This is a genomic window from Allobosea sp. GW821-FHT09G06 (assembly GCF_059416005.1).
Genome location: NZ_JBWKOI010000001.1, coordinates 2,052,658 through 2,077,214, shown reverse-complemented (window position 1 = coordinate 2,077,214; position 24,557 = coordinate 2,052,658). Strand labels below are relative to the sequence as shown.

The 24,557-nt window shown below is 66.2% G+C and carries 20 protein-coding genes; 4 read left to right on the top strand and 16 right to left on the bottom strand.

Going from position 1 to position 24,557, the window contains the following annotated elements; translation table 11 throughout:
• The 4 genes from AC07NY_RS10195 to AC07NY_RS10180 form a co-directional block, all read right to left on the bottom strand.
• Positions 1 to 518, bottom strand: a 518-nt coding sequence (locus AC07NY_RS10195; protein ID WP_494583627.1) for a GTP-binding protein, incomplete at its 3' end; no start/stop codon positions are given.
• Positions 519 to 644: 126 nt separating this feature from the next.
• Positions 645 to 1,292 (bottom strand): DUF1444 domain-containing protein, encoded by a 648-nt coding sequence (locus AC07NY_RS10190; protein ID WP_494583626.1) that lies wholly within the window; start codon positions 1,290 to 1,292, stop codon positions 645 to 647.
• 72 nt (positions 1,293 to 1,364) lie between these two features.
• The gene (gene pncB, locus AC07NY_RS10185) at positions 1,365 to 2,642 is read right to left on the bottom strand and encodes a nicotinate phosphoribosyltransferase (RefSeq protein ID WP_494583624.1); all 1,278 of its coding nucleotides are present in this window, start codon (positions 2,640 to 2,642) and stop codon (positions 1,365 to 1,367) included.
• 68 nt (positions 2,643 to 2,710) lie between these two features.
• Complete coding sequence (locus AC07NY_RS10180) at positions 2,711 to 4,561, bottom strand: TRAP transporter large permease (RefSeq protein ID WP_494583622.1); 1,851 nt, start codon at positions 4,559 to 4,561, stop codon at positions 2,711 to 2,713.
• 173 nt (positions 4,562 to 4,734) lie between these two features.
• On the opposite strand from AC07NY_RS10180, the gene glpD reads away from it, so the two are divergent.
• Positions 4,735 to 6,285 carry a glycerol-3-phosphate dehydrogenase gene (glpD, locus tag AC07NY_RS10175; RefSeq protein WP_494583620.1) on the top strand — a complete coding sequence of 517 codons (1,551 nt, stop codon included), beginning with the start codon at positions 4,735 to 4,737 and terminating at the stop codon, positions 6,283 to 6,285.
• Positions 6,286 to 6,389: 104 nt separating this feature from the next.
• Here glpD and AC07NY_RS10170 read toward each other — a convergent pair whose 3' ends face one another.
• The 10 genes from AC07NY_RS10170 to AC07NY_RS10125 all read right to left on the bottom strand — a co-directional run bounded on the left by AC07NY_RS10170 (position 6,390) and on the right by AC07NY_RS10125 (position 19,240).
• Positions 6,390 to 7,661 carry a peptidoglycan-binding domain-containing protein gene (locus AC07NY_RS10170; RefSeq protein ID WP_494583618.1) on the bottom strand — a complete coding sequence of 424 codons (1,272 nt, stop codon included), beginning with the start codon at positions 7,659 to 7,661 and terminating at the stop codon, positions 6,390 to 6,392.
• A 152-nt stretch (positions 7,662 to 7,813) separates the two neighbouring features.
• On the bottom strand, positions 7,814 to 10,549 hold the full coding sequence (gene tssH, locus AC07NY_RS10165) for a type VI secretion system ATPase TssH (RefSeq protein ID WP_494583616.1): 2,736 nt from the start codon (positions 10,547 to 10,549) through the stop codon (positions 7,814 to 7,816).
• Positions 10,550 to 10,560: 11 nt separating this feature from the next.
• Positions 10,561 to 11,625 carry a type VI secretion system baseplate subunit TssG gene (gene tssG, locus AC07NY_RS10160; RefSeq protein ID WP_494583614.1) on the bottom strand — a complete coding sequence of 355 codons (1,065 nt, stop codon included), beginning with the start codon at positions 11,623 to 11,625 and terminating at the stop codon, positions 10,561 to 10,563.
• The gene (tssF, locus tag AC07NY_RS10155) at positions 11,622 to 13,583 is read right to left on the bottom strand and encodes a type VI secretion system baseplate subunit TssF (protein WP_494583612.1); all 1,962 of its coding nucleotides are present in this window, start codon (positions 13,581 to 13,583) and stop codon (positions 11,622 to 11,624) included. Before tssF ends, tssG begins: the two co-directional genes overlap by 4 nt.
• Before the next feature lie 4 nt (positions 13,584 to 13,587).
• On the bottom strand, positions 13,588 to 14,094 hold the full coding sequence (locus tag AC07NY_RS10150; protein ID WP_494583610.1) for a type VI secretion system baseplate subunit TssE: 507 nt from the start codon (positions 14,092 to 14,094) through the stop codon (positions 13,588 to 13,590).
• A 124-nt stretch (positions 14,095 to 14,218) separates the two neighbouring features.
• On the bottom strand, positions 14,219 to 14,701 hold the full coding sequence (locus AC07NY_RS10145) for an Hcp family type VI secretion system effector (protein WP_492287968.1): 483 nt from the start codon (positions 14,699 to 14,701) through the stop codon (positions 14,219 to 14,221).
• Positions 14,702 to 14,840: 139 nt separating this feature from the next.
• Complete coding sequence (tssC, locus tag AC07NY_RS10140; protein WP_492287967.1) at positions 14,841 to 16,346, bottom strand: type VI secretion system contractile sheath large subunit; 1,506 nt, start codon at positions 16,344 to 16,346, stop codon at positions 14,841 to 14,843.
• A 143-nt stretch (positions 16,347 to 16,489) separates the two neighbouring features.
• Positions 16,490 to 17,020 (bottom strand): type VI secretion system contractile sheath small subunit, encoded by a 531-nt coding sequence (gene tssB, locus AC07NY_RS10135; protein WP_494583608.1) that lies wholly within the window; start codon positions 17,018 to 17,020, stop codon positions 16,490 to 16,492.
• A 122-nt stretch (positions 17,021 to 17,142) separates the two neighbouring features.
• A complete protein-coding gene (locus AC07NY_RS10130) occupies positions 17,143 to 18,612 on the bottom strand; it encodes a type VI secretion system protein TssA (RefSeq protein WP_492287965.1) in 1,470 nt (489 codons plus the stop codon).
• A 70-nt stretch (positions 18,613 to 18,682) separates the two neighbouring features.
• Positions 18,683 to 19,240: an OmpA family protein gene (locus tag AC07NY_RS10125; RefSeq protein WP_492287964.1), complete on the bottom strand. Its 558-nt coding sequence runs from the start codon at positions 19,238 to 19,240 to the stop codon at positions 18,683 to 18,685.
• 118 nt (positions 19,241 to 19,358) lie between these two features.
• Here AC07NY_RS10125 and AC07NY_RS10120 point away from each other — a divergent pair, with 118 nt between their 5' ends.
• From AC07NY_RS10120 to tagH, 3 genes are read left to right on the top strand one after another with little or no spacing between them, the layout of a single operon-like run.
• On the top strand, positions 19,359 to 21,218 hold the full coding sequence (locus AC07NY_RS10120) for a type VI secretion system Vgr family protein (RefSeq protein ID WP_494583606.1): 1,860 nt from the start codon (positions 19,359 to 19,361) through the stop codon (positions 21,216 to 21,218).
• Positions 21,219 to 21,256: 38 nt separating this feature from the next.
• Positions 21,257 to 21,805, top strand: coding sequence for a DUF6931 family protein (locus tag AC07NY_RS10115; protein ID WP_494583604.1), 549 nt, complete (start codon positions 21,257 to 21,259; stop codon positions 21,803 to 21,805).
• 33 nt (positions 21,806 to 21,838) lie between these two features.
• Entirely contained in the window at positions 21,839 to 23,224 is a 1,386-nt protein-coding gene (gene tagH / locus AC07NY_RS10110; protein ID WP_494583602.1) for a type VI secretion system-associated FHA domain protein TagH, read from the top strand.
• 120 nt (positions 23,225 to 23,344) lie between these two features.
• Here the strand turns inward: tagH and AC07NY_RS10105 are convergent, their stop codons facing one another.
• Both AC07NY_RS10105 and AC07NY_RS10100 read right to left on the bottom strand, forming a co-directional pair.
• Positions 23,345 to 23,698 carry a RidA family protein gene (locus AC07NY_RS10105; RefSeq protein ID WP_494583601.1) on the bottom strand — a complete coding sequence of 118 codons (354 nt, stop codon included), beginning with the start codon at positions 23,696 to 23,698 and terminating at the stop codon, positions 23,345 to 23,347.
• A 62-nt stretch (positions 23,699 to 23,760) separates the two neighbouring features.
• Complete coding sequence (locus tag AC07NY_RS10100) at positions 23,761 to 24,543, bottom strand: hypothetical protein (RefSeq protein WP_494583600.1); 783 nt, start codon at positions 24,541 to 24,543, stop codon at positions 23,761 to 23,763.
• Between the last annotated feature and the right edge of the window lie 14 nt (positions 24,544 to 24,557).

Here is a 24,557-nt window from a genome sequence, read left to right as displayed (position 1 = left end):
CCCTTGGTGATCGGGATGTCGTCGCCCGGGAAGTCGTACTTCGAGAGAAGCTCGCGGATCTCCATCTCGACGAGCTCAAGCAGCTCGGCGTCGTCGACCAGGTCGACCTTGTTCATGAACACCACCAGCGCGGGAACGCCGACCTGGCGCGCCAGCAGGATGTGCTCGCGGGTCTGCGGCATCGGGCCGTCGGCAGCCGAAACAACCAGGATCGCGCCGTCCATCTGCGCCGCGCCCGTGATCATGTTCTTCACGTAGTCGGCGTGGCCGGGGCAGTCGACGTGCGCGTAGTGGCGGTTCGCCGTCTCGTACTCGACGTGAGCGGTCGAGATCGTGATGCCGCGGGCCTTCTCTTCCGGAGCCTTGTCGATCTGGTCATACGCCGTGAACGAAGCGCCGCCCGTCTCAGCCAGAACCTTCGTGATCGCAGCCGTCAAAGACGTCTTGCCATGGTCAACGTGACCAATCGTTCCAATGTTGCAGTGCGGCTTGTTCCGCGAAAACTTCTCTTTGGCCATGACACCCTTGTCCTCGAAGGCGGCCCTTCGGGCCCAGAAACGCGGTCGCATTAGGGGGTTTTGAAGCGGGATGCAAGCCGACCAGCCTCGTCGGCGTCCTGCGGCGCCAAAGCGGCGATGCCCTTGCTAATTCTTCACCATCCAGCGACCTCGGACTCGCTGCAGAAGAAACGTCGTCACCGAATAGCCATCGCTCGGCATTCGAGCGATGCGCCGCAAGGCCGCGAGCGCCTCCGGATCGGCTCCATCACCGAAGGCGACGATATCGCGCGCCGGCACCGCGACGACCAGGCCGTCGGGAAGATTCGGGATCGCGGACCAGACCTCGGGGAGCAGCAGCAGTGCCGCATTGTAGTCCGCCTCGAAGGACAGGGTCCTGACGGGACCATGTTCCTCGACCTGCAAGCGCGCGACCCTGCGCTTCAAGTTTTCCCGCCCAACATTCATCATATCCTGGTCGCTGAGCCCGAAACGCTTTCCTTCACCGCTCATGACGTAGCGAGAGGTATTCTTGCGATCTTCAACGACGACGACCGAGATATCGACCCCTAGATCCGCATGCACGAGTCCTGACGCGGGCTGCGGTTGCGCACGGGCCTTTTCCGCGACCGCCGCGACAAAGCTGCGGTTCTTGACGGTGAGCAGCAACGAAGCCTTGAACGCGGCGGCCTCGCGGTGAGGCACGCCGCATCCCGAGCAATCCGTTTCCTGAGCGTTCGATGCAGCCGGCCACGCCACGAGCATGGCAAGCACCACAACCAGTAAGCGCATCATGCCGAGCCCCCCAGCCCGCAAGCATGATGGCGCACTGAGAACATAATGGCAACATATTTCGCTGACGCTAGGTCACGAGACCCCGAACACCCGCCGGTAGCGCTTCACCATCTCCGGATCGCCCGAGACCTTCTCGGGATTGTCGGAGAGCTTCACGGCCGGGCGGCCATTGGCCTTGGTGACCTTGCAGACCAGCGAGATCGGATCGAGCGCGCGCGAGCCGTCCGGCGAGCAGCCGACGAGGTCGTTGGTGAGGTCCGTGCCCCAGCCGAAGGCCATGCGGACCTTGCCGTCGAAATGATGGTAGACGCGCTCGATCGCGTCGACATCGAGCCCGTCGGAGAAGACCAGCATCTTGTCGCGCGGATCGCGCCCATGCTCGCGCCACCAGGCCATGATCGTCTCGCCGGCCGGGATCGGCGGCGCGCTGTCGGGGCGGAAGCCGGTCCAGTCGGCGACCCAGTCCGGCGCATGGCGCAGGAAGCTCTGCGATCCGAAGGCGTCCGGCAGCGCGATCAGCAGGTTGCCGCCATAGACCTGGCGCCATTCGTCCAGAACGCGATAGGGCGCGCGCAGCAATTCCTCGTCCGAATCGGCGAGCGCCGCCAGCACCATCGGCAGTTCGTGGGCATTGGTGCCGATGGCTTCCAGATCGGCATCCATCGCCAAGAGCACGTTGGAGGTGCCGGTGAAGGCCGAGCCCAACCCTTCCTTCAGCGCCTCGACGCACCAGCGCTGCCAGAGATGGCCGTGGCGGCGGCGCGTGCCGAAATCCGAGAGCTTGAGGTTCGGCAGCTTCTGCAGCCGCTCGACCTTGTCCCACATCTTGGCCTTGCCGCGGGCATAGAGCACGTCGAGCGAGAAGCGCTTCTGGCCGACCATGACCCGGCGCGCCCGGAGCTCGTTGACGATCGCCAGCGCCGGCACTTCCCACATCGTGCTGTCGGTCCAGGGCCCTTCGAAATGCAATTCGTACTGGCCGTCGACCTTGCGCAGGTCGTAATCGGGCAACTGGAAATCGGCGAGCCAAGCCATGAAATCCGGCGAGAACATCTGCGTCTTGCCGTAGAAGCTGTTGCCCGACAGCCAGATCAGCTCGTTCTTGGTGAAGCGCAGCGAGCGGGCATGGTCGAGCTGCGCCCGCAATTCGCCCTCGTCGACGATATCGGCGAGGCGAATATGCTTCGAGCGGTTGATCAGCGAGAAGGTGACCTGCACATCCGGGTGGAAGGCCCGGATCATCTGCAGCATCAAGAGCTTGTAGAAATCCGTGTCGAGCAGGCTGCGGATGATCGGGTCGAGCCGCCAACCGTGGTTGTAGGTCCGCGTCGCGATGTCGGTGAAGATCATATCGAAGTCCGGGCCGGCTCACGGCGTAGGCGATGGAACGGCGCGGGCGCCGGGCGAAGGAAAGCGCATCAGAACAGCGCCTTGAGCCCCGGCGCAAGCGCGGGCCACGCAGCCATGCCCAGCGACAGCACCATGAGGGCCGCGAGCAGCACGCCGAGCAACGGCAGCACCGCCCGGAAAACGGCCCCGGCAGGCACCCGCATGATGCCGCTGACGACATAGACGAGGATGCCGAGCGGCGGCGTCAGCCCATGGATCATCAGGTTGACGACGAGCACCACGCCGAACTGGATCGGGTCGAGCCCCGCCGCGACCGCCACCGGCAGGAGCAGCGGCGCGAGCAGCAGGATGGCCGCGCCGATATCGAGGAAGAGCCCGGCGACCAGCAGCACGAGATTGGCGAGCAGCATCACCGCATAGGGCCCGGCGCCGAACGCGGTGACGAGCCCGGCCATCTGCTCGGAGACCCGGTCGACCGCGAGCAGGAAGGCGAAGGGCGCCGAGGCGCCGATCAGGAGGCCGATCGCCGCAGCCTCCGCCGCCGACTTGCGCAAGGCGGCAAGCACGCCACGCGCGTTGAGCCTGCGCAGCGCGAGACAGGCGATGACGGCATAGGCGACGGCGAGTGCCGAAGCCTCCGTCACCGTCACCACGCCGAAGCGGATGCCGACGACCACGACGATGCCGAGCCCGATCGCAGGAATGGCGCCGATCAGCGCCCTGCCCCGCTCCGCCGCGCTTGCCTTCGGTGCCGCACCGACGACGCCGCGCGCGCTGAGATGGATGCCGATCGCAAGCGCCAGCGCCAGCACGCCGCCAGCGACGAAGCCGCCGACCAGAAGCGAGCCGACCGAGAGATTGGTCGCGCTCGCCAGGATCAGGAAGGCGATCGAGGGCGGGATGATGTTGTCGAGCATCGAGACGCCCGCGACGATCGCCGCCGCATTGGCCGGCGGATAGCCGCGCGCCACCAGGGTCGGCGCCATCACCTTGGCTCCGAAGGCGGCATTCGCCACCGAAGAGCCGGAGGCGCCCGAGAACAGCACGCTTGCGACCAACGCCGTCTGCGCGAGCCCTGCCCGCCAATGGCCGACCAGCGTCGCGGCAAAGCGGATCAGGCGCTCGGCCAACCCGCCCGCTGTCAGCAATTCGCCGGCCAGCAGGAAGAAGGGAATCGCCAGCAGCAGGAACTTGCCGACACCGCCGACCATGGTCTGCACGATCGCCGGCTCCGGCATCAGGCCGCCGAACGGCCCGGTCAGCGAGACGCCGGCCAGAAGCGCGAATGGCAAGGGCGCACCAAGCAAAAGCCCTGCCCCCGCGACGAGTGCTGCGACGAGGCTCGGCGTCGGGAAGAGATCGAAGGAGAGCTGCGCCAGCCCGTAGAGACAGCCACCGAGCATGAGCGCAGCGAACGCGCCGGCCCAGCCGCGCTCGGTTCCACCCCGCAGGAACAGCATCAGGAGCGTCAACCCGCCGCCACAGGCGAAGGCGGCAAAGCGCAGGGCTTCCGGCAGGCCGAGCACGGTCGAATGCCCGCCAACGAGCGCGGCGACATTCGCCCCGCCCGCAGCCAGCACGAGCGCACCATGGAAGGCGATGGCATCCGCGAGAACGGCCGCAATCCGCTGCGGCAACGCCGGCAGCAAGCGGACCAGAACATCGAGACGCATCGCCAGCATGCCGGTGACGGCAAGCGGCGCACCGACCGCGATCAGCGCCAGATGCAGCCAGATCGCGAGCTCGTCCGACCAGACGAAGCCGCCGCCGAACAGATAGCGCTGCAGGACAGTCGCCATGACGACGAGAAACAGCACCGCCAGGATCGCCGCGCCGGCATGTTCCAGCGCCGTGCGAAGGACGGCCTCCGCCCGCTCCGGAAACCGCCTCCCGTGCTCTCGTTCCACCGACTGGCTCATCCCGCCGCCATGCCTCGCTTCGCGGCCCTGTTCCGGCCTCGCGCGCCGCGCGTCAAGCCACCCGAATTGACATCCTCCTCGAATTGACCACAGGAGCGGGGCTTGCCGCGTCGTCCCGGCCGGGATTGGATGGCGCCATCGATCAGCCTTTTCCAGCCTTCCAGAAGACGCGCATGGCTTCCGAAACGACCTCGCCCTTAGCCGGCTTCGGCACCGCCCCCGCCACCTCCTACGACCTCGCCGTCATCGGCGGCGGCATCAACGGCGCGGGTATCGCCCGCGATGCGGCCGGGCGCGGCGCCTCGGTCGTGCTGTTCGAGAAGGACGATCTCGCGAGCGCCACCTCCTCGCGCTCGACCAAGCTGATCCATGGCGGCCTGCGCTATCTCGAGCATTACAAGTTCCGGCTGGTGCGCGAGGCGCTGATGGAGCGCGAGCGGCTCTGGGCGATCGCACCGCATATCATCCGACCGCTGCGCTTCGTGCTGCCGCATCACAAGGGCCTGCGCCCGGCCTGGCTGCTGCGGCTCGGCCTGTTCCTCTACGACCATATCGGCGGCCGCAAGCTCCTGCCGGCGACGCGCACGCTCGACCTCGCCCATGACGCGGTCGGCAGGCCGCTCAAGGACGATCAGGCCAAGGCCTTCGAATATTCCGATTGCTGGGTCGAGGATGCCCGCCTTGTCGTGCTGAACGCGATGGACGCCGCCGTGCGCGGCGCCGCGATCCACACCCGCACACGCGTGACTGCGGCGCGGCGCGAGAACGACCTCTGGCAGCTCGACACGGACGGCCCCGAAGGCCGCCAGACTGTCTGGGCGCGCACGCTTATCAACGCCGCCGGTCCCTGGGTCGGCGAGGTCCTGAACGGCGTCATCCACACCAATGCCAAGGCCGGCGTCCGCATGGTCCAGGGCAGCCATATCGTCGTGCCCAGGCTTTACGAGCACGACCGCTGCTACATCTTCCAGAACGCGGACGGACGCATCATCTTCGCGATTCCCTACGAGCAGGATTTCACGCTGATCGGCACGACCGACCGCGACTATCACGGCGACCCCGCCGAGGTCGTCGCGACGCCGGACGAGATCGCCTATCTCTGCGCCGCCGCGAGCGAATATTTCCGCCAGCCCGTCACGCCGGCTTCGGTGGTCTGGACCTATTCGGGCGTGCGCCCGCTCTATGACGACGGCGCATCCAAGGCGCAGGAAGCGACGCGCGACTACGTGCTGACGCTCGACGCTCCCGAAGGCGAGGCGCCATTGCTTTCCGTCTTCGGCGGCAAGATCACGACCTATCGCCGCCTCGCCGAGGCCGCGATCGCGAAGCTCGCGCCGCTCGCGCCCTGGGCCGCCCGCGCCGAATGGACGGTTGCCGGCGCCCTGCCCGGCGGCGATTTCCCGGTCGGCGGCTTCGATGCGCTCGTGAGCGGGATCGCGAGCACCTATCCCTGGCTCGAACGCCGCAGCGCGACGCGGCTCGCCCGCGCCTATGGCACCCGCGCCCGCGATATCCTCGGCGATGCGAAGAGCCTCGCCGACCTCGGCCGGCATTTCGGCGCGGACCTCTACGAGCGCGAAATCCGCTACCTGATGAAGGCGGAATGGGCGCGCCGGGCGCAGGATGTGCTCTGGCGCCGCGGCAAGCTCGGCCTGCGATTGTCGAAGGCCGAGAGCGAGGCGCTCGACGATTTCATGCAGCGGGAATCAGCCACAGCCACCTGATTAAATTCGCCTTCGAGAACAATGACTTACGACCGGAAACGGAATCTGTTCCGCAACAATCGGCGATCCCGGCAGGCAAGCCGGGATCGCCGGAGCAGCCAGCCTCAGAAGCCGCAGATCTCGACGAGCTTTTCCTGCGTCTTCGGTCCCGGGACCCCGTCGACCTTGAGCGGCGGATAGGCTTTCTGGAAGAGCTTCACCGCCTTGGCGGTCTTCGGCCCCTTGATGCCGTCGACACGTCCGGCGCCGAAGCCGAGCGCATTGAGCCGGAACTGCACCCCCGTGAGGTATTCCGGTTTCGGCGCGGCCTTTTTGCCGGCCTTGATCGCGATCTCCGGGAGCCGGATCACGGTCTTGCCCTGCCGGCGCTCGCGATAGACCTTGAAGCTGCTCTTGACGATCTCCGGCGGTGCCGGGTCGCGCCTGGAGGGAACGGAGGTCGCCGCCACCACGACGGGAACTGCGAAATCGACGCCCTCGCTCGTCTCGATCGCGGTGACGCCCGCGATCAGCATGGCCGCCCCCGGTACGAGTGCGAGCATGCTCTCCATCACGGCAGTAGGCCCCAGGGTATTGACCAGGCCGACGGACTGTCCCTCCATCAGCCCCATAGGGGTGTGAAGCCGCCCCCAGCGCCGGACCAGATCCTCGAGCGTCGTGAAGTACTTGCCCTTGTAGTCGGAGAAGCGGACCCGCCCGAAGATGTCCCGCACCGCAAGGACCGTGTGCTTAACCTCCAGCATCTCGCCCTTGGCCGTCTTCACCCAGCAGCGGATGGCAAAGACCACCACGCCATCCTGGGTTTCGGCGGCGCGGACGATGTCCCTGACGGTCTGTGCCTGATTTAGGCGCGTGATCTTGGCTCCCTGCGCCATCAGGAACTGCAGACCGTTTTCGACCGACATGGCAAGTATCGGCACCCCTTTCTTGTTCCTCCCGAGCGAGCCGACCGCCCTTCCGGCTGCGGCAGCCATTTCATCGAGGGTGATGAAATAGGTCTTGCCGCGCGTGATCGCCACGACGTTATTGACCGCCTGGAAGGTGCAGGGTCCGGTCACGCCCTTGACCTGCACCGCGAGCCGTATGGCCTGCGTGTGGATGAGTCGCGACAGCATCCCGCCGCCCTTGCCCAGCGGCCCCAGGATGGCAAGCAGGCGCAGCGCATCCTTGCCCACCCCGGCCAGGCCACCCTCAGCGATGCCTTCGCCGAAGCGCAGCACATCGACGTAGCCTCCACCCAGGTCCATCGAGGTCTGCACGCCGGTGGCGACAGCCACCGCCCACCATTGCGGATTATCCTGAACCCATTCGCCGAGGATCTTCTCGGTCTCAAGCTTCTGCTTATCCCACCAGTCGGCATATTCAGACCAGGCCATCCAACGTCTCCCTGCGGCCTGAAGCATCGGGCCGGGAAACGCGGATCGCGTCCCGGGCATCCGGTGCCCCGTCGACAAGCCGGAGCACCGGGCCGCACCCGAAGGATGCGCCGCCCCCAGCCGCCATTAGTCGCGGAGCACGCGGCGGCGGTTCACGCCACCCGATAGGCGAATTGGCCCTCCTCGACCGAGACCTTCGCCTCGGTCAGCGGCTTCTTCTCCAGCTGCAGGTTGAGAATCGCGCGCGAAAGCGCCGGCAGCATCGAGTTGGTGATGATGTTGTCGATCATGCGTCCGCCCGAATCCGGGTCGTTGCACTGGCCGACGATATGCTCGACGACCGCATCGTCGTAGACGAAGGCCGCCTTGTGGTTCTCGCTGAGCCGCTTGCCGATGCGACCGAGCTGGAGCCTGACGATCCCGGCCAGCATGTCCGAGGACAGCGGGTAATACGGAATAGTGACGAGCCGCCCGATCAACGCCGGCGGGAACACCTTGAGCAGCGCGGGCCTCAGACTCACCGCCATGACCTCGGGATCAGGCTTGGCCGCGCCATTGGCGGACAGGCTCATGATCTCATCGGTGCCGACATTCGAGGTCAGGATGATCAGCGTGTTCTTGAAGTCGATGCGCCGGCCGGTGCCATCCTCCATCTGGCCCTTGTCGAAGACCTGGAAGAACAGCTCGTGGACGTCGGGATGCGCCTTCTCGACCTCGTCGAGCAGCACCACCGAATAGGGCTTTCGCCGCACGGCCTCCGTCAGCCGCCCGCCCTCGCCATAGCCGACATAGCCGGGAGGCGCGCCCTTCAGCGTCGAGACGGTATGCGCCTCCTGAAACTCGCTCATGTTGATAGTGATAACGTTCTGCTCGCCGCCATAGAGCGATTCCGCCAGCGCCAGCGCCGTCTCGGTCTTGCCGACACCGGAGGGGCCGCAGAGCATGAACACGCCGATCGGCTTGTTGGGATTGTCGAGCCTGGCGCGGTTGGTCTCGATGCGCTTGGCGATCATGCCGATGCCGTGGCCCTGGCCGACGACGCGCTTGTTCAGCGTCTCCGCGAGGTTGAGCACGGTCTCGATCTCGTCCTTGACCATCCGGCCGACCGGAATGCCGGTCCAGTCCGAGACGACGGAAGCCACCGACTGCTCGTCGACATGGGCGTAGATCATCCGGTTGGCCGGATCGATCTCGCTCAGTGCCGCGAATTTCGTGTTGAGGACAGCACGGGATTCTTCCGGATCGGCAGCAGCCTCCAGAGCGGGAGCCTCCGCCTCAGTCGGCGCAGGCGCGACATTCTCGTTCGCCTCCTGCGTGCCGCTTTCCTTCTTCGCCTCCCCGCCCGGCGCCTTTTCGCCGAGTTTGGTGCGCAGCGCCTTGATCTCCTCGACGATGGCGAGCTCGCCCGCCCAGGCGCCTTCGAGGCCCGAGAGCTTCTCCTGCCGCTCCGCGATCTCGGCTTCGATCTCGCCAAGGCGCTTGGTGGCATCGGTGCCGAGATCGGCATCCGCCGTCAGCGCCGCCTTTTCCTGCTCTAGCGAGGCAATCGCGACGCGCGCATCCTCGATCGCGGCCGGCGTCGCGCTCTGGCTGATGGCGACGCGGGCGCAGGCCGTGTCGAGCAGGCTCACCGCCTTGTCGGGGAGCTGACGCGCCGGAATGTAGCGATGCGACAGCGAGACCGCCGCGACGATCGCCGCGTCCGAGATGCGGACCTTGTGGTGCTTCTCCATCGGGCCGATCAGCCCACGCAGCATGGTGCAGCAGCGCGCCACATCCGGCTCGTCGACCTGCACCGGCTGGAAGCGCCGGGTCAGCGCCGGGTCCTTCTCGAAATACTGGCGGTATTCCGACCATGTCGTCGCCGCGATGGTGCGCAAAGTGCCGCGCGCCAGCGCCGGCTTCAGGAGGTTGGCGGCATCGCCCGTGCCGGCCTGCCCGCCAGCGCCGATCAGCGTATGCGCCTCGTCGATGAACAGGATCACCGGCGTCGGCGAGGACTGCACCTCGTCGATCACCGAGCGCAGGCGCTGCTCGAACTCGCCCTTCATCGAGGCACCGGCCTGCATCAGGCCGATATCGAGCGCGCAGACGCGCACGCCTCGGAGTGGCGGCGGCACATCGCCGGAAGCGACGCGCTGGGCAAAGCCCTCGGCGATCGCGGTCTTGCCGACGCCGGCCTCGCCGGTGAGGATCGGATTGTTCTGGCGCCGCCGCATCAGCACGTCGATGACCTGCCGGATCTCGTCGTCGCGGCCGAGGATCGGGTCCATCGTGCCGGAGCGGGCCTTGACGGTGAGGTCCTGCGAGAAGCGGTCGAGCGCGGTCGTGCCCTTCGCGCCCTCGGCCTGCTCCGCGCCGGGCGTTCCCGCCGCACGCAGGCCAGAGCCGTCCATCGGCCGGAGGTTTTCCTCTTCCGAGCTTTCCCAGATCTTGCCGTGGCCTGCGGCCAGTTCCTCGACCGGGATCTTGGAGAATTCCTTGGAGAGCCCCGTCAGAACACGGCGCAGTTCGGTCGATTTCAGCGCCGCGACCAAGAGATGGCCGGTCCTGATCTGCGTCTCCCCGAAAAACAGGGTCGCATAATGCCAGCCACGGTCGAGGATATCGACGATATGGTTGGCGATGCCCGGCATCTCCGTCTCGTTGCGGCGGAAGCCCTCGACCACGCCGCCAAGCTCCATCAGCATCTTGGCACGGTCGAGCTTGTAATGGTCTGCCGTCAGGGTCAGGTCGTTCGACGTGCCCTGCAGGATCTGGAGCAGCCAATGCGCCAGCTCGACATTGCGGTTCCCCGCCCCCTTCGCCTGCCGGAGCGCCTGCAGGAAGGTGTCGTAGCCGACCCGGTTGAGCTTGCCTGTGACGGCTTCGAGGCTGATATCGGCCATGGTCGTCCCCTTCAGTGTCCAGTGGCCGCAGCGCGGCTTCGTTTCAGGCGCAGGCTTTCGGCGGGGTGGAAGCGGGCGTCGCGGCGCAAGGCGCCCTCCTCGACATCCCAGTTCGGCGCCATCCAGCTCGTCCAGCCGAGATGGCCGGACTGTCCGAGCCGGACCGGCTTGACCTCACCGACCGGCAACGCGAGCTCGACATCCCATTCGAACTGCTCGCCGAGATGGAAGAACACCGCATCCGCCAGCGGCTCGCAGCGGTCCCCGTTCGGCAGGAAGCGCTCGAATTGTTCGAGGTCGCGCGCGACGATCTTCACGCGGAACTTGTCCTCGACGCTGTAGACGCTGCCGCCCAGCAAAGCGTCGCCGCCCAGCGTGCAATGCGAACCGCCAAGCCGCGAGCGGTCGGCCGGATCGAAGACCAGCCACATCCCGGCAAACTGCTCGATCTCGATATCGGCCTTGAACAGGCCGGCGAGGAAGCGCCGCAGGCGCGACGCCGATTTCGCCTGCGCGCCGATCAAGCCGGCATGCGCGAGCTTCTCGGCATCGGGCACCGTGTCCTGCTTGAGATAGGGCTTCGAGCCCACCCCGATCATGCTGCCGATATAGGCGGCGAAGCGGTCGAGATCGGGCCGGTCATGCTGCGCGATCGGCCGCGAATCCGCCCAGGCCCGGTAGAACAACTGCAGGAAGCGGTGGTTGAAGATGTCGAGGAAGCGCGGGAAGGCGTCGTCGCGCGCCAACGTCCAGTGGTAGCTCTCCTCGGTCGTCGCCAGCGGCAATGGCCCCTGCGGCCCGAGCAGGCCGAGGAACTTGACGAAGAGCCGCAGGCGCCCTTGCCCGTCGCGGTCGGCCTCGGCAAGGCTCGATGCCGGGAAGTCGAGATAAGGCTGCTCGCCCAGCGCGACATATTCATCTCGTCGCGAGACGACCTCGCCGACCCGCGGCCGGTCCGGAAAGCTCCGCTCCAGCCGGCGCATCACCGCGTAGAAGTCGAAGCGCCAGGGCTCGGCCTCGAGCTGCGCCTGGTAGTTCGGCGCCTTCTCCAGCGGGGTGGCGGCGTCCTCGCTCACAGGATGCGCCTCGCGCCGGCCCGCGGCGGAAAGCGCATGACCTCGCCGCGCTCGACGGTGCGGATCACCGTCTGGGTGAAATGGTTCATCGCCGCGTATTCGGCGAAGAAGCGGTCGAGCACGGCGCCCAGCAGGAAGACGCCGGAACCCTCGAAGGCCTTCTCGTCGAGCAGCACGGTGATTTCGAGCCCGCGTGCAGCACCCGTCCCCGCCCGCTGCGGAAAGCGGCGCACGACCGCGCGACTGTCGACACTCTTGATGCCGCGGATGCGCCGCTCGGTCGCGCTGTCGGCGAGATCGGCGAAGAGCGATAGCAGTTCGCGCAGCGCCTCCCCATTCTCGCCCGCCCCGCGCTGGACGAGCCCGAGATGGTTGAGGCTGATCAGGTTGACCAGGCGCCAGGTCACGACGCCGGTGCTGGCGGTCTCCGAGCGCAGCTTGAGCTGGGACACGACCGGCTCGCGCGGCGGCGTCGGTCCGGCAAGGCAGGCGATGTCGAGCGAGACATTGTCGATCAGGCGGAAATCGGCACCGCCCTGCCCGGTCGGCAGGTGCTCGGTCAGGTGCCGGTTGGAGCAGAGTGCCCGCACGCTGAGTTCGGCGACCGAGGACGTGTCGGAGACGCTCGCCGGCTCGACCAGCGAGATGAACATCTCCGTGCCCGTATAGTCGGAAGCCTTGCCCTGGCGGCGTTCGGCCGAGGAGCGGCGTCGCGGCAGTCGGCGCTGCGTATAATGCAGCCCCTGCGTCGGCGAGGCGCCCTCCGGCGAGGAATAGAGCGGATGGACCGGCTGCTTCTCGCGCCCGCCGACATAATGCGCGTGCACCGAGAGGATACTGTGCGGCTCGTAGTCGAGCGCGCGACTGCGGTCCGGCACGACATGGAACTCGTGCTGGTTCGTCTTGACCGGGATACGGTCTGTCGTCTTCTCGAACAGGTTGATCGCGGGCGACGCGTAGAGCGCGAACATCTCCTTGCGCACGGCGCCGGGCAAACGCGTGTTCACCTCGTCGAAGACGAAGATGATGTCGACTGCCTTGGCCTTGAGCTTCGGCATAACACCGCTAAGCCCCTCCAGCCGGAAGCCGAGGAACTTGCGCGGGAACCAGAACAGCTCCCGCAACAGGTCGAAGCCACGGAAGACGCGGGTATCGGCCGGCAGCAGCGCCTCATCCTCGTCGAACCCGATCTGCTCGATCCGGCAACCATCGCCCGGCGTCACCACGGGATCGCCGAATTCGTCGAGATGGCGGAAATGGATGCCGACGCAATTCGAGAACAGCTGCTCGTAAAGCGCGACCGCGTCTCCTTCGCTGCCGAGCAGATGGAACGGCAATTCGCGGGTCCGGCAGCCGGCGAACCAGCTCGCCGGGTTCTTCAGCGCCTGCGCGGCGGAGGGCTCCAGCTCCCGATCGGCCATGACCCGATGGTTCAGAGAGATGCGCAGGCCCGACAGTGCCCGTGGGCCGGTACGCAGGCCCAGCGCCTGCAATGGCCCAGGCGCCGGGATGTACTCGGCCGCCGTGATTTCGAAGGGCCAGAGCGTGACGTCTCCGCCCAGCCGGTAACGGCACGCGACCCGGCGCTCGCGCTCCAGATAGGTCGCGTCGATATAGGAGCCGCGCGCGATGCGCAGACCCTCGCGCAGGGCCGGGTCCGAATAGGGCGGCGCCACGCCGGCCAGCAGCGCCGAGGGCGTCGGCGCCAGATAGTTCGGCAGCAGCTGCTCGATCAGGTTGTTGGTGAATTCGGGAAACTCGTGCCGGAGCTTGAGCTGGACGCGGGCGGCAAGAAAGGCCGCGCCCTCCAGCAGGCCGCCGACCATCGGGTCCATGCGCTCCCCGGCGAGCCCACCGAGCCGCTCGGCGATGCCGGGATACTCCTCCGCGAACTCCTTGCTATGCTCCATGAAGAGCCGGAGTTCCTGGTTGTAGAGGTCGAGAAACTCCTGGTTCATCGCGTCACCGCCCCTTGATCGCGATCTTGCCGGTATCGAGTTCGAGATCGGCGATGAATTGGACGGGAATATTGAGCGGTTCGCAATTCAGATCGGCGCGAACCAGGAAGCGGATCTTCAATTCGGCCGGATCGAGGCTCTGGTCGCGCTCGACCGCGACCGACTTGCGGATCAGGCGCGGCTCGTAGCCGACCAGAACATTGGCCAGGTCCTCGCGGATCGCGTCGACCCGGTGCTCGTCGATCGACAGCCGCGTCATGTCGGGAAAACCGTGGTTGAGCACCGAGCGGCGCACGTGCTCCAGCCCTGAGAGATCGACGCAGGAGCCGAGATTGATGGTGTTGACGAGCGCATCGAGATCGACGGCGATCTCGCGGCGCAGCTTCTGCTCGGTGATCGCGGCCCGCGGCGCGGCGCGGCGGGGCGCGATCACGCGTTCACCGCCCTCGTCCCTCAGGTCGAGCGCGGTCCTCGCATCCTTTTCCAGATGCGCCTCCCGGAATGCGAACATCAAAGGCGGCCGCAGCCGCTTCTTCGAGATCGGATCGACCATGGTCTGATGTACCATCGGCAAGGCAAGGCAAAGCAAGACAGGCCATCGGCCCCGGCGGGTGCCGGGGCCGACAAGCTTCAGCTCACTTGGAGTGGGTCTTGATGTCCCAGGTCATGGTGATCGGCGCGTCGAGCGAGCCGTCCTGCTTCTGCGGCTTGTACTCGTATTTGATCTTCGCGTAGTTCAGCGAGAACTGGTCGGTCGGGATGCTCGCCCCGCCGGCGGCGTCGCCCGACTGGTAGCTCGACACCAGCAGGTCCTCCAGCGTGACCACATAATAGTCCTGCTGCGTCTCGCCCTGCTTGCGCACGAAGAGCACCGCCTTCTTGATGTGCTTGCCGCTGGCGCAGGACAGCGCCAGGTTGGCCGAGGCCTTGCCGACCGAGGCCGTGAAATGGATGTCCTGGAAGCTCGCCTTGCCGGCGCCGCCGCCGGCATTGGACGCATGCGAGCCCGCATTGCTGATGCCCCAGGAGAAGGAATCCACTTCGATCGTGTCCTTGTGGTTCTTGTCCTTGCTTTCGCCCTTGATGCCATCGATCTCGAGCAGGAAGTCGCTAGCCATTGTTACCTCCAGAGTAGGGATTGCTATGGGCGCGCGGATGCGGGCCCGCTGTGGACGCACTTCTCCTGTCGCGCCGGCCTCGACCGGCCGGCACGCCGAAGATCCTCGTTGTCGCCGTCACCCGTAGATCAGGTGACGATCACTGCTTGGGAGCTGGCAGTCGCGAGACCAGGCTCAGGCCGATATCCATGCCTTCGAGCTGGAAGTGCGGCCGCAGATAGAACTTGGCCGAGTAGTAGCCAGGATTCTCCTCGTCCTCGAAGACATCGATGCGCGCATCGGAGAGCGGGCGCCGCGCCTTCGTCTCTTCGCTGGAATTGACCGGATCGCCGTCGACATAGTCGGTGATCCACTCCTGCAGCCAGCGCCGCAGCGGCTCCTTTTCCTTGTAGGAGCCGATCTTGTCGCGAACCATGCACTTCAGGTAGTGCGCGAAGCGCGAGACCGCGAACATGTAGGGCAGCCGCGACGACAGGTTGTCGGATGCGGTGGCCGCCACGCCGTCCGGCCCCGAGAAGGCCTTGGGCTTGTAGAGCGACTGGGCGCCGATGAAGGCGGCCTTGTCGGTGTTCTTGCGATGGATCAGCGGGATCAGGCCGGATTTCGCCAACTCCGCCTCGCGCCGGTCGCTGATCGCGATCTCGGTCGGGCATTTCAGGTCGACGCCGCCATCATCGGTCGGGAAGGTATGGGTCGGCAGGTTGAGCACCTCGCCGCCCGACTGCACGCCACGGATGCGCGTGCACCAGCCATATTCCTTGAAGGCGCGGTTGACGTTGACCGCCATGGCATAGGCCGCGTTCATCCAGGCGTATTTCTCGCCCTTGTGCCCGTCGGTATCCTCCTCGAAGGCGAATTCCTCGACCGGCTCCGACTTGGCGCCATAGGGCACCCGCGACAGCACCCGTGGCAGGCACAGGCCGACATAGCGGGAATCCGCCGCATCGCGCAGGCCCTTCCAGGCGGCATAATCAGGCGTATCGAAGACCTTGCCGAGATCGCGCGGGTTCGACAGCTCCGTCCAGGCATCCATCCCCATCAGGGTCGGGTCGGCACCGGCGAAGAAGGGCGCATGCGCCGCCGCCGCCACCTTCGACAGATCGCGCAGCAACTGCACGTCGGTCGGGACATGACTGAAATGATAGTCGCCGACCAGGCAGCCGAAGGGCTGGCCGCCGAGCTGGCCGAATTCCTGCTCGTAGATCTGCTTGAACAGCGGGCTCTGGTCCCAGCGCGCGCCGGGGAACGTCTTGAGATTGCGATAGAGCTCGCTCTTGGAGACGTTCATCACCTTGATCTTCAACTGTGCGTCCGTCTCCGAATTGAAGACGAGATAGTTGAGACCGCGCCAGGCACTTTCGATCTTCTGGAACTCCGGCGCGTGCAGCACCTCGTTCATCTGCTCGGTCAGCTTGGCGTCAAGCCTTGCGATCATCTCCTCGATCGTGTCGATGACGTCGCCCTTGATCAGGGTCTGGTCCGCCAGCGCCTGATTGACCAGGGTCGCGACCGCGTTCTCGACCTCGGTCGCCGCGCGTTCCGTCTTGGGCTTGAAACTCTGCTTCAGGATCGCCGAGAAATCGTCGATCTCGCGCGTCTCGACTGCTGCCCCGCCGGGCTGTTGGGATTGTGCTTCCGCTGCCATTGCCGCCTCGCTCGCTTAATCGCCTGCAGGCCCTGCCCCGTCCCATGCGGACGGGATCGCTTCAGATCGTCCGGAGCGTCGCTCTCGCGAAAACCGGTTCCGGTTCCTCGCGTCGCGCTCCGGAGGCGGGCCTGCGCCCTGCCTCAGTTTGCCGTCTTGTCTTCGGAATGCTCGCCCTTGCCGAGCCTGTCCTTCAGCGCCGCCATCAACTGGGGATCGGCCAGCAGCGCCTTGATCTGGTCGCTCGCGGCCATCTTGCCGTCCATGTAGCGCAGCAGGTTGGCGAGCTGCTCGCGCGCCTCCAGCAGCCTCGCCGTCGCCGGGATCTGGCGGGCGATCGCGGCCGGGTTGAGGTCCTCGAACTTCGAGAACTTGAGCGCCACCGAGAGCTTCTCGCTGCTGTCGTCGCCCAGCTTGTTGGGCACGTTGAAGGACACGGCCGGCTCGATCGCGGCCATGCGCTGATCGAAATTGTCCATGTCGAAGTCGAGGAACTTGCGCTGCGAGATGTCGGATTTCTCGATCGCCGAGGCATTGCCCGAGAGATCGGCCATCACGCCCATCACGAAGGGCAATTCGATCTTCTGCTCCGCGTTGTACGGGTCCTCATAGGTGATGTGGACCCGAGGCGGCCTGTTGCGGCGGATGAACTTCTGTCCAGAATCTCCGGCCATGTGACGTGCCCCTCTGCATTCGTGCCACGCCGACGTAACGTGACATCCTATCCGGTTTCACCCGTCATCGATATAGTCTCGCGACCGTGACGGGAGGTTCAAGGCAATGACGAAAAACTTCCCTAGCTGTCGGTCTCCGGCAACGGCACGACATCTGGCAGGATGTTGCCGAGAAGCGACATGAAATCATGCTGCGCCAGCGCACAGGCCTTGTCCATGAGGAGCGGCGTCGGGTGCGAGGGCTCGACCTGGCGATAGAAGGCGGCGACCGCCCTCATCGCACCCACCGCATCCGCGCGGCTGCCGATCACGATCGTGGACGGCACCGGGCTCGGCGGGGGACTGGAAGTCTCAGCCGCCTCTGCGGCGACCTCCTCCTCCGCCCCGCCTTCGGAAGCGTCATCGCCGGCCTCGGCATCGCTGTCGTAGCTCTCCTCGGCCTCCTCCGAACCGTCGCCGTAGCTCTGGTCCGCATCGCCATCGGCTTCGTAGGCACTCTCCGCCTCGTAGCCGTCAGGCGCCGGCAGCCGCTCGAGCGGCAAGCGGAACCGGCGCTGCTCGCCGATCTCGATCACCGCCTTGTCGACATGCTCGGGGAACATGATCTGGATGACCTCGATCAACGACTTTCCGATCAGCTGCTGCGCCTGCCCGATCAGCAGGACGGCCGGGCTCGACGGCTCGGTTTTGCGAAAGTAGCCGAGGCAGGCAGAGAGCGTATCCTTCACTTGGAGGATGCTCGAAACGCTGCCGGGACTGAAGCTGACGGTGTTTGCTGCCGAGCCCTGCGGACCGGTCGCCGCCGGCTCCAGACCCGCCGCTTGATGGCCCGGGACGCGCCGCGCGACCGCGGCATCGAGGAAGGTAGCGATCTGGTCCAGCAGCGCCGCCAGGCGCGGAAAGCTAAGGGGATGATCGACACCGACCTTCTCCAGCCAGCTCGTCCGCAGGCGCGCGAGCGCGTCGCGCCCCGCATTCGCACGGCCGAGAACCGCGACCAGATCGTCGACATCGGCCTCGCTGAGCGCCGCCTGGATCGTGCTCGCATCGGGATGCTGCTCGCCATCGACCAGCTTGGTCTCACCGCTGGCCACGAGCTGGCTGCGGAACATGAGCGGGCCGATCCGCCGGCTGACGAAGAGCGGGGCGTGCTGCAGCGGCAGCACCACCGTCGCCAGTTCGTCGAGCCCCTGCAGGGCGACCTCGCGCATCACGAAATCGCCATCCATCGCGCGCGGATGCACCTCCTCCCAGTGCGAGCCGAGGAGATCGGCCATGGCTGAGAGGCACGCCGTGAATCCCGGTACGTCGCGATTGAGGATCGTGAGCTTGGCCGCGAGCACGAAGAGCCTGAGGTCGCGCGAGCGCTCCAGCAGCTTGCCGAGCTCGGCGAAGGCGGCGGGAAACTCGATGCTCGTCCGGTCGAAGGCAATCTGCCGGCCGTCGTCGTCGCGGCGAAAATACGAGGCCGGCAGCGCGACCTCGAGCCGCGCCGTGGCATTCATGAAATCGAGATCGTCCTCGAGATCCGGCCCGCAGGGCTCGTCTGCCGAGATCGGCTTCGTCAGTTCGGCGAAATTCAGGCCCGCCATCGCTCTCCCCGCTCAAAGGAGCAGCGCCCCGGCCACGGCCGGAGGCGCCGCAGCCGCCTCTCGTCTTGCTTCACTCGGTCCGCAGGCGGGTCTCGACCCGACGGTTGTCGCCGGAGAGCGGATCGGCCGCGATCGGCTTGCTCTGCCCGTAGCCCTTGGCCACCAGGTTGGAGGCCTTGACGCCATGCCCGCCGAGATAGCGGACGACGGCCTGCGCGCGGCGTTGCGACAGGTTGAGGTTGTAGGACGCGCTGCCGGCGGCGTCGGTATGCCCCTCGACCATGAAGGTCTGCTTCGCGAGCTGCGGGTTCTTCAGCGCCTTCGCGAACTCGTCCAGGTTGAGCTTGGCCTCGGGCTCCAGCTCGTCGGAATTGTATTTGAACTTCACCACGAGGTCGAAGGCGCTGACGGGCTTGGCGGGCTCGACCACCTGCCCGGCCCTGGCACATTCGGCCTCGGTACCGACGCAGAGCCCCCGCGTCAGGGCGGGCTTGGGCGCGACCGCCGGCCCGAAATGCTTGACGATGTCTTCGGCCTTGTAGGTCTGCGCGCCCGCCATGTTCGCCATGGAGAGAACCATGGCGCCGGTCAGAGCGACAAAGGCAGTGAAGCCGGGCTGCTTGCGCATGGGAACACTCCCGCTGAATTTCGCCGTCTGGCAGTTGATGACTTAGGGACCGAAGGATGAACCTAGAAATCACCTACGTCAAGATAAAAATAGAGGCGCGAATCGAAAGGTTCAATTGATGCCATCCGCTCTTGGGCAAGAACAAAGAACCGCGTCTTTTTCAACTCCGGCGGGGAAAGACGAATTTACACTTATCAAGTTCGAAGCCAACGAAGCTTTGAGCGAATTATTCACTTATAATATTGAGGCGACCAGCAAGACTGAGAACGCCGACCTGCAAAGCATCATGAGCGAAAAATGCTCGATCAAGTTCACGCTCAAGAACAAGAGCGAGCGTGTGCTGAACGGCACGCTGGTTGATGCCCAATGGCTCGGCCAGCAGGACGACCTCCATATCTACCGCTTCACGCTCAAGCCCTGGCTCTGGCTGCTCTCGCAGCGGGCCGATTGCCGGATCTTCAAGAACAAGACCGCGCTCGACATCATCAAGGAGATTTTCAAGAAGGAGGGGTCGGCGAGCTTCGACGACCGCACCAGCGAGACGCTCCAGCCGATCGACTACTGCGTGCAGTATCGCGAGACCGATCTCGACTTCGTGCTGCGCCTGATGGAGCAGTACGGCATCTACTACTACTTCAAGCACAGCGACGGCGACCACAAGCTCGTGCTCTGCGATTCCCGCTCCGCTCATGACCAGGTGACGGCCGCGGCCGAGCCGAGCTTCCAGGGCGACGCCTCGGCTTATGCCTTCGTCCAGCAGGGCAACCGCTTCCCGCGCAGCATGGTCGAGCATCTCACCCACTGGTCGACGATCCGCCGCCTGCGCACCGGCAAGTTCGAGCTCAAGGATTATGATTTCGAGAAATCGGAATCCGATCTCACGGCCCGCGCCGAGGAAGGCTTCCCGAAAGCCAAGTCCTACGAGGCCTATGACTACCCGGCCGCCTACACCAAGCGCGACCAGGGCGAGCATTTCGCCCGCGTGATGGCCCAGGCCGAGCAAGCGCAGGACGACCGCCGCTATGCCGGCGGCGATGCCGCGAGCCTCTATCCCGGCGCGCTGATGAAGCTCTGCGACCACCCAAGCGGCGCCGAGAACAGCGAATATATCGTCGTCCGCGCCACCCATGCTTTCGGCATCCAGAGCTATCGCTCGTCGGGACGCCGGGACGAGGCGCTCTATCACGGCTCCTACGAACTCCAGAAAAGCGACAAGCGCTTCCGCGCGCCGATCGTGACGCCGCGCCCGACCGTCTACGGGCCGCACACCGCCAAGGTGGTCGGCGAGAAGAACCAGGGCGAGGAAGGCGATATCGACGTCGATGAGTACGGCCGCATCTGGCTGCGCTTCCATTGGGATCGCGAGGACGGCTCGACCTCCTGCCGCACCCGCGTCGCGCAGATGTGGGCCGGCAAGGGCTGGGGCGGGCAGATCATCCCCCGCATCGGCCAGGAGGTTATCGTCGAGTATATCGAGGGCAACCCGGACCTGCCGCTGGTCGTCGGCGCCGTCGTCAACGACCAGCACAAGCCACCCTACGAACTGCCGGCAAACAAGACCCAGTCCGGCCTCAAGTCGGAATCGACGGATGGAGCCGGCTTCTCCGACACCTATAACGAGATCAAGTTCGAGGATCGCAAGGACCAGGAGGTCCTGGAAATTCGAACCGAGAAGGACCACAAGATCACGGTCAACAACATCGAGACCCGCGATATCGGCGAACGCTACCAGGACGGCGGCTATTCGCGCGAGACCACGCTGAAGAAGGGCAACGACAAGCTCGACATCCAGAACGGCAAGCTCGACGTCGAGGCGCTCACGGAGATCAATCTCAAGGTCGGGGAAAGCACGATCAAGATGACCCCCGGCAGCATTGAGATCAAATCGCCGACCATCACGATCCATAGCCAGGCGCTGACGGAGGTGAAGAGCGATGGCATCCTCGTCGTCAAGGCGCCAATGGTGAACATCAACTGACCCCGTAGACCGACAACGACAGAACGGCCGGAGCCTCCATGTCACGCCTGCGCTTCAGCACCGCCCGCGAAGTGTTCGAGACCTATCCCGCGGCCCGTCAGGCCGTCACGATGGCGCCGACCACCGAGCCGCCGCTGGCTTTCCTCGGCCGGCTCGTCAGGGGTCCGGCGCCGACGGAGGCGGCGAGCTTCTGTGCGTTCCTTTTGCCCCGGCGCGAGACGGTCTGGTGGGCCTTGCAGGCGGTGCGCTCGATGCAGCCGCCCGGCACGCAGGACCCCGGCCTTGCTGCCGCCGAGGCCTGGGTGCGCGAACCCGGCGACAAGACCCGCTTCGAGGCCCTGCGGCAGGCCCAGACCGGTGACAGCGCGCGGCCCGGCACCTTCGTCGCCTGGGCTGCCGGCTATTCAGGCGGCAGCATGTCGGAGAGCCACCCGATCCCGACGCCGTCGGACCTGACCGCGAAAATGGCCCGGATCGCGGTGCTCAATGCGATCAACTCTCTCCCCGCACGCGAGCGTGAAGGCGCATTGCGTGCTTGCGTCGAAGCATGCATTCGTTTGGCTGAAGACGATGCCGGCAAGCGCTGATCCTTCCGCTCAGGCCGTAACGGGATGTCCGCGATGGCGCTGACACTGAAGATCGAGAACGAGACCTCGCTGCCCGATGGCGGCCCGCTCAGCGTGACCACCAGCGGCGGGCGCGGCCTCGATATCGGCCGCGACCAGCATCTCGACTGGGCGCTGCCCGATCCGTCGCGCGCCGTCTCCGGCCGCCATTGCGAGATCCGCTTCCGCGACGGCGGCTGGTGGCTGCGCGACATCTCGACCAACGGCACCTTCGTCAATGGCGGCGAGCATCGCGTGCAATCGCCCTACCGGCTCCAGAACGGCGACAGGCTGGAGATCGGCCACTACATCATCGCCGTTGCCATCGAGGGCGAGGCCGGACAAGCCGCCGACATTGCCCCTGCCCCGCCGCCCTACGCCGCCCAGCCGGAATCGCTGTGGGCGCAGAGCGAGGAAGCCGCGCCGCCGATTCCGCGCCGCGACCTGATGCCGCCGAACCATGCCAGGCCGGTCCATGCCGGCTTCATCGATTGGGCGGCCGACATCCCGGCTCCGAGCGCCGAGCCGCCACCTCCGCCCGCGCGGGACTGGTCGCCTCCCGCGGCACGAAACGACGAATTCGCCTGGGCACCGCTCCAGCCGCAGCCCCTTCCGCCGGAGGAGCCGGTCGCACCGATCCCGACGCCGCGGCGCCCGCCCGCGAACAACCCGGCCAGCGCCAGCCCGTGGGACGAGCCGGCCGAGGACGCGCTTCCGCCCGATACGGCGGCTGAGCAGCCTCCCGAGCCGGCACCGGCCTTCGCGCCGCCGCCCTTCCCGGCTGAACCTGCCGCACCGCAACCCGGCGCGCCTGCCCCGATCTCGATGGGCGAGTTCATGCAGCGCTTCGCCAAGGGCGCCGGCGTCTCGCCGCAAGCGCTGGCGACGCAGGACCCTGGTGCCTTCGCCGAACAGCTCGGCGGCCTGATGCGGCTGATCGCCGAGGAGCTGAAAGGCTTGCTCGCCGCCCGTGCCGAGACCAAGCGCATCGCCCGCAGCACCAGCCAGACGATGATCCAGGCGCAGGACAACAACCCGCTGAAATTCTCGCCGACCGTCGACGACGCCCTGCAACTGATCTTCGGCCAACCGCGCAGCGGCTATCTTGATGCCAAACGCGCCTTCGACGAGAGCTTCCGCGACCTCAAGGCGCACCAGATCAAGACCTATTCGGCCATGCAGCACGCCCTCAAGATGCTGGTCGAGGACCTCGATCCGCAGGCGATCAACGAGGCAACGGCCCAGGCTGGCGGCCTCGGTGGCCTGATCGGCTCGCGCAAGGCCAAGATGTGGGAGGCCTATGTCGCCCGCTGGGACGCCAAGACCGCACCTTACGAGAACGGCCTCGTCGACGCCTTCATGATCTATTTCGCCGAGTGCTACGACCGCGGCGGGAAGTGACGGGCACAAGGCCGTCATGCTCGGGCTTGACCCGAGCATCTCAGGACGAGAAGGCGCCCCTTTCGGCAAGAGTTTCTCGGGTCTGCGCTACGCTTCGCCCGAGAATGACGCCCCGGTCGGTCAACCCTTCGCCGCGACCGCGGTAATCTCGATGGCGTAGCCCGGCGAGGCCAGCTTCGCCTCGACGGTCGCGCGCGCCGGAGAATGGCCCTTCGCAACCCACTTGTCCCAGACCGCGTTCATCTCGCCGATCTTGCTGATATCGGTGAGGAAGATCTGGACGCTGAGGATGCGCTCCTTGCGGCTGCCGGCCTGCGCCAGCGTGTCTTCCAGAAGCGCCAACACTTCCTCGGTCTGCTCGCTCAGCGAGGCGCCTTCGGTCTTCTCGGCAACGTGGCCGGCGAGAAAGATGATGCCGTTGAAGATGGCAGCGTCGCAGTAGCGGGCGGCGAGTCCGATGCGTTCGATGGTCATGGGCTTTACGTCCTGTCGCGAGAGAAATGGCGCAGCTCGCTTGGCCCGCCCGCCCCGCCCGGTCAAGCCGACGGCAGCGCCAGGATTTCGCGGATGGCGCGCGGCTGGAGCTGGCGCGGCGCATCGTCCATCGCGACCTTGTAATAGCCGAGGATGCTGAGCTGCTCGTAGGTCGCCCAGATCGAGTCGTCCTCGAAGGCGGCCATCCGCTCCTCGAAATTCAGGATCATGCCGTATTCCAGGCCGACGCCGCGCTCGATCGGCGGTGGGGTCGGCTTGCTGCGCTTCTGCGCCTCGGCGGCGGCGAAGGCGGCAAGCGCGCCGGGTATCCAGGCCTGCTCATAGGCCGCGACGATATCGGCGACGGCCTCACCCTTCCCCGTCAAAACCCTCCGGCAGGCATCGGCGAAGGCGTCGGTCAGGCCGTTCGCCTCGGCGGCGGAATCGGCCTTGTTGTAGTCGGCCCGCAGCGGCTCGACATAGGCGAAGAGGTTTTCCAGCTGCCGCGCCGCCGCCCCCGCCAGAAACAGCCAGGGAAAGGCGCCATCGATCGAAATCTGGCCAGGCAGGAGATGCGCCGCCTGCTCGCCGTCATCGGCCCGGAAGAACTGGCGCACCGCCGCCGTGCAGCTCACGTTTGGAATGGGGAGGATCGGGCGCTTGCGCCGCGCGGGATCGCGGATCAGCGCCATGAAGCAGAGCGTCTCGGCGACCCTGCCATTGCGGGCGAGCCCATGGTTCTTCGCCCGGCGCTGGTCCGAGGACAGGCGCTGCACGATCTTGTGGCGGAAGCGTTCGCTCTTCGCTTCCGCCCGGTCCGGCACCGTCCGCCTGCTCTTTGACATCGCACCTCGCAGCG

Excerpts from the sequence above, each read along its gene's own strand:
- glpD (WP_494583620.1), top strand. The coding sequence starts at position 4,735 with ATGGCTTCCGAAACGACCTCGCCCTTAGCCGGCTTCGGCACCGCCCCC.
- AC07NY_RS10150 (WP_494583610.1), bottom strand. The coding sequence starts at position 14,094 with ATGTTCGCATTCCGGGAGGCGCATCTGGAAAAGGATGCGAGGACCGCG.
- AC07NY_RS10125 (WP_492287964.1), bottom strand. The coding sequence starts at position 19,240 with ATGCGCAAGCAGCCCGGCTTCACTGCCTTTGTCGCTCTGACCGGCGCC.
- tssF (WP_494583612.1), bottom strand. The coding sequence starts at position 13,583 with ATGAACCAGGAGTTTCTCGACCTCTACAACCAGGAACTCCGGCTCTTC.
- pncB (WP_494583624.1), bottom strand. The coding sequence starts at position 2,642 with ATGATCTTCACCGACATCGCGACGCGGACCTACAACCACGGTTGGCGG.
- tagH (WP_494583602.1), top strand. The coding sequence starts at position 21,839 with ATGGCGCTGACACTGAAGATCGAGAACGAGACCTCGCTGCCCGATGGC.
- tssH (WP_494583616.1), bottom strand. The coding sequence starts at position 10,549 with ATGGCCGATATCAGCCTCGAAGCCGTCACAGGCAAGCTCAACCGGGTC.
- AC07NY_RS10170 (WP_494583618.1), bottom strand. The coding sequence starts at position 7,661 with ATGGCCTGGTCTGAATATGCCGACTGGTGGGATAAGCAGAAGCTTGAG.
- tssB (WP_494583608.1), bottom strand. The coding sequence starts at position 17,020 with ATGGCCGGAGATTCTGGACAGAAGTTCATCCGCCGCAACAGGCCGCCT.
- tssC (WP_492287967.1), bottom strand. The coding sequence starts at position 16,346 with ATGGCAGCGGAAGCACAATCCCAACAGCCCGGCGGGGCAGCAGTCGAG.
- AC07NY_RS10180 (WP_494583622.1), bottom strand. The coding sequence starts at position 4,561 with ATGAGCCAGTCGGTGGAACGAGAGCACGGGAGGCGGTTTCCGGAGCGG.
- AC07NY_RS10190 (WP_494583626.1), bottom strand. The coding sequence starts at position 1,292 with ATGATGCGCTTACTGGTTGTGGTGCTTGCCATGCTCGTGGCGTGGCCG.
- AC07NY_RS10105 (WP_494583601.1), bottom strand. The coding sequence starts at position 23,698 with ATGACCATCGAACGCATCGGACTCGCCGCCCGCTACTGCGACGCTGCC.
- AC07NY_RS10120 (WP_494583606.1), top strand. The coding sequence starts at position 19,359 with ATGCCATCCGCTCTTGGGCAAGAACAAAGAACCGCGTCTTTTTCAACT.
- AC07NY_RS10130 (WP_492287965.1), bottom strand. The coding sequence starts at position 18,612 with ATGGCGGGCCTGAATTTCGCCGAACTGACGAAGCCGATCTCGGCAGAC.
- AC07NY_RS10100 (WP_494583600.1), bottom strand. The coding sequence starts at position 24,543 with ATGTCAAAGAGCAGGCGGACGGTGCCGGACCGGGCGGAAGCGAAGAGC.
- AC07NY_RS10115 (WP_494583604.1), top strand. The coding sequence starts at position 21,257 with ATGTCACGCCTGCGCTTCAGCACCGCCCGCGAAGTGTTCGAGACCTAT.
- AC07NY_RS10145 (WP_492287968.1), bottom strand. The coding sequence starts at position 14,701 with ATGGCTAGCGACTTCCTGCTCGAGATCGATGGCATCAAGGGCGAAAGC.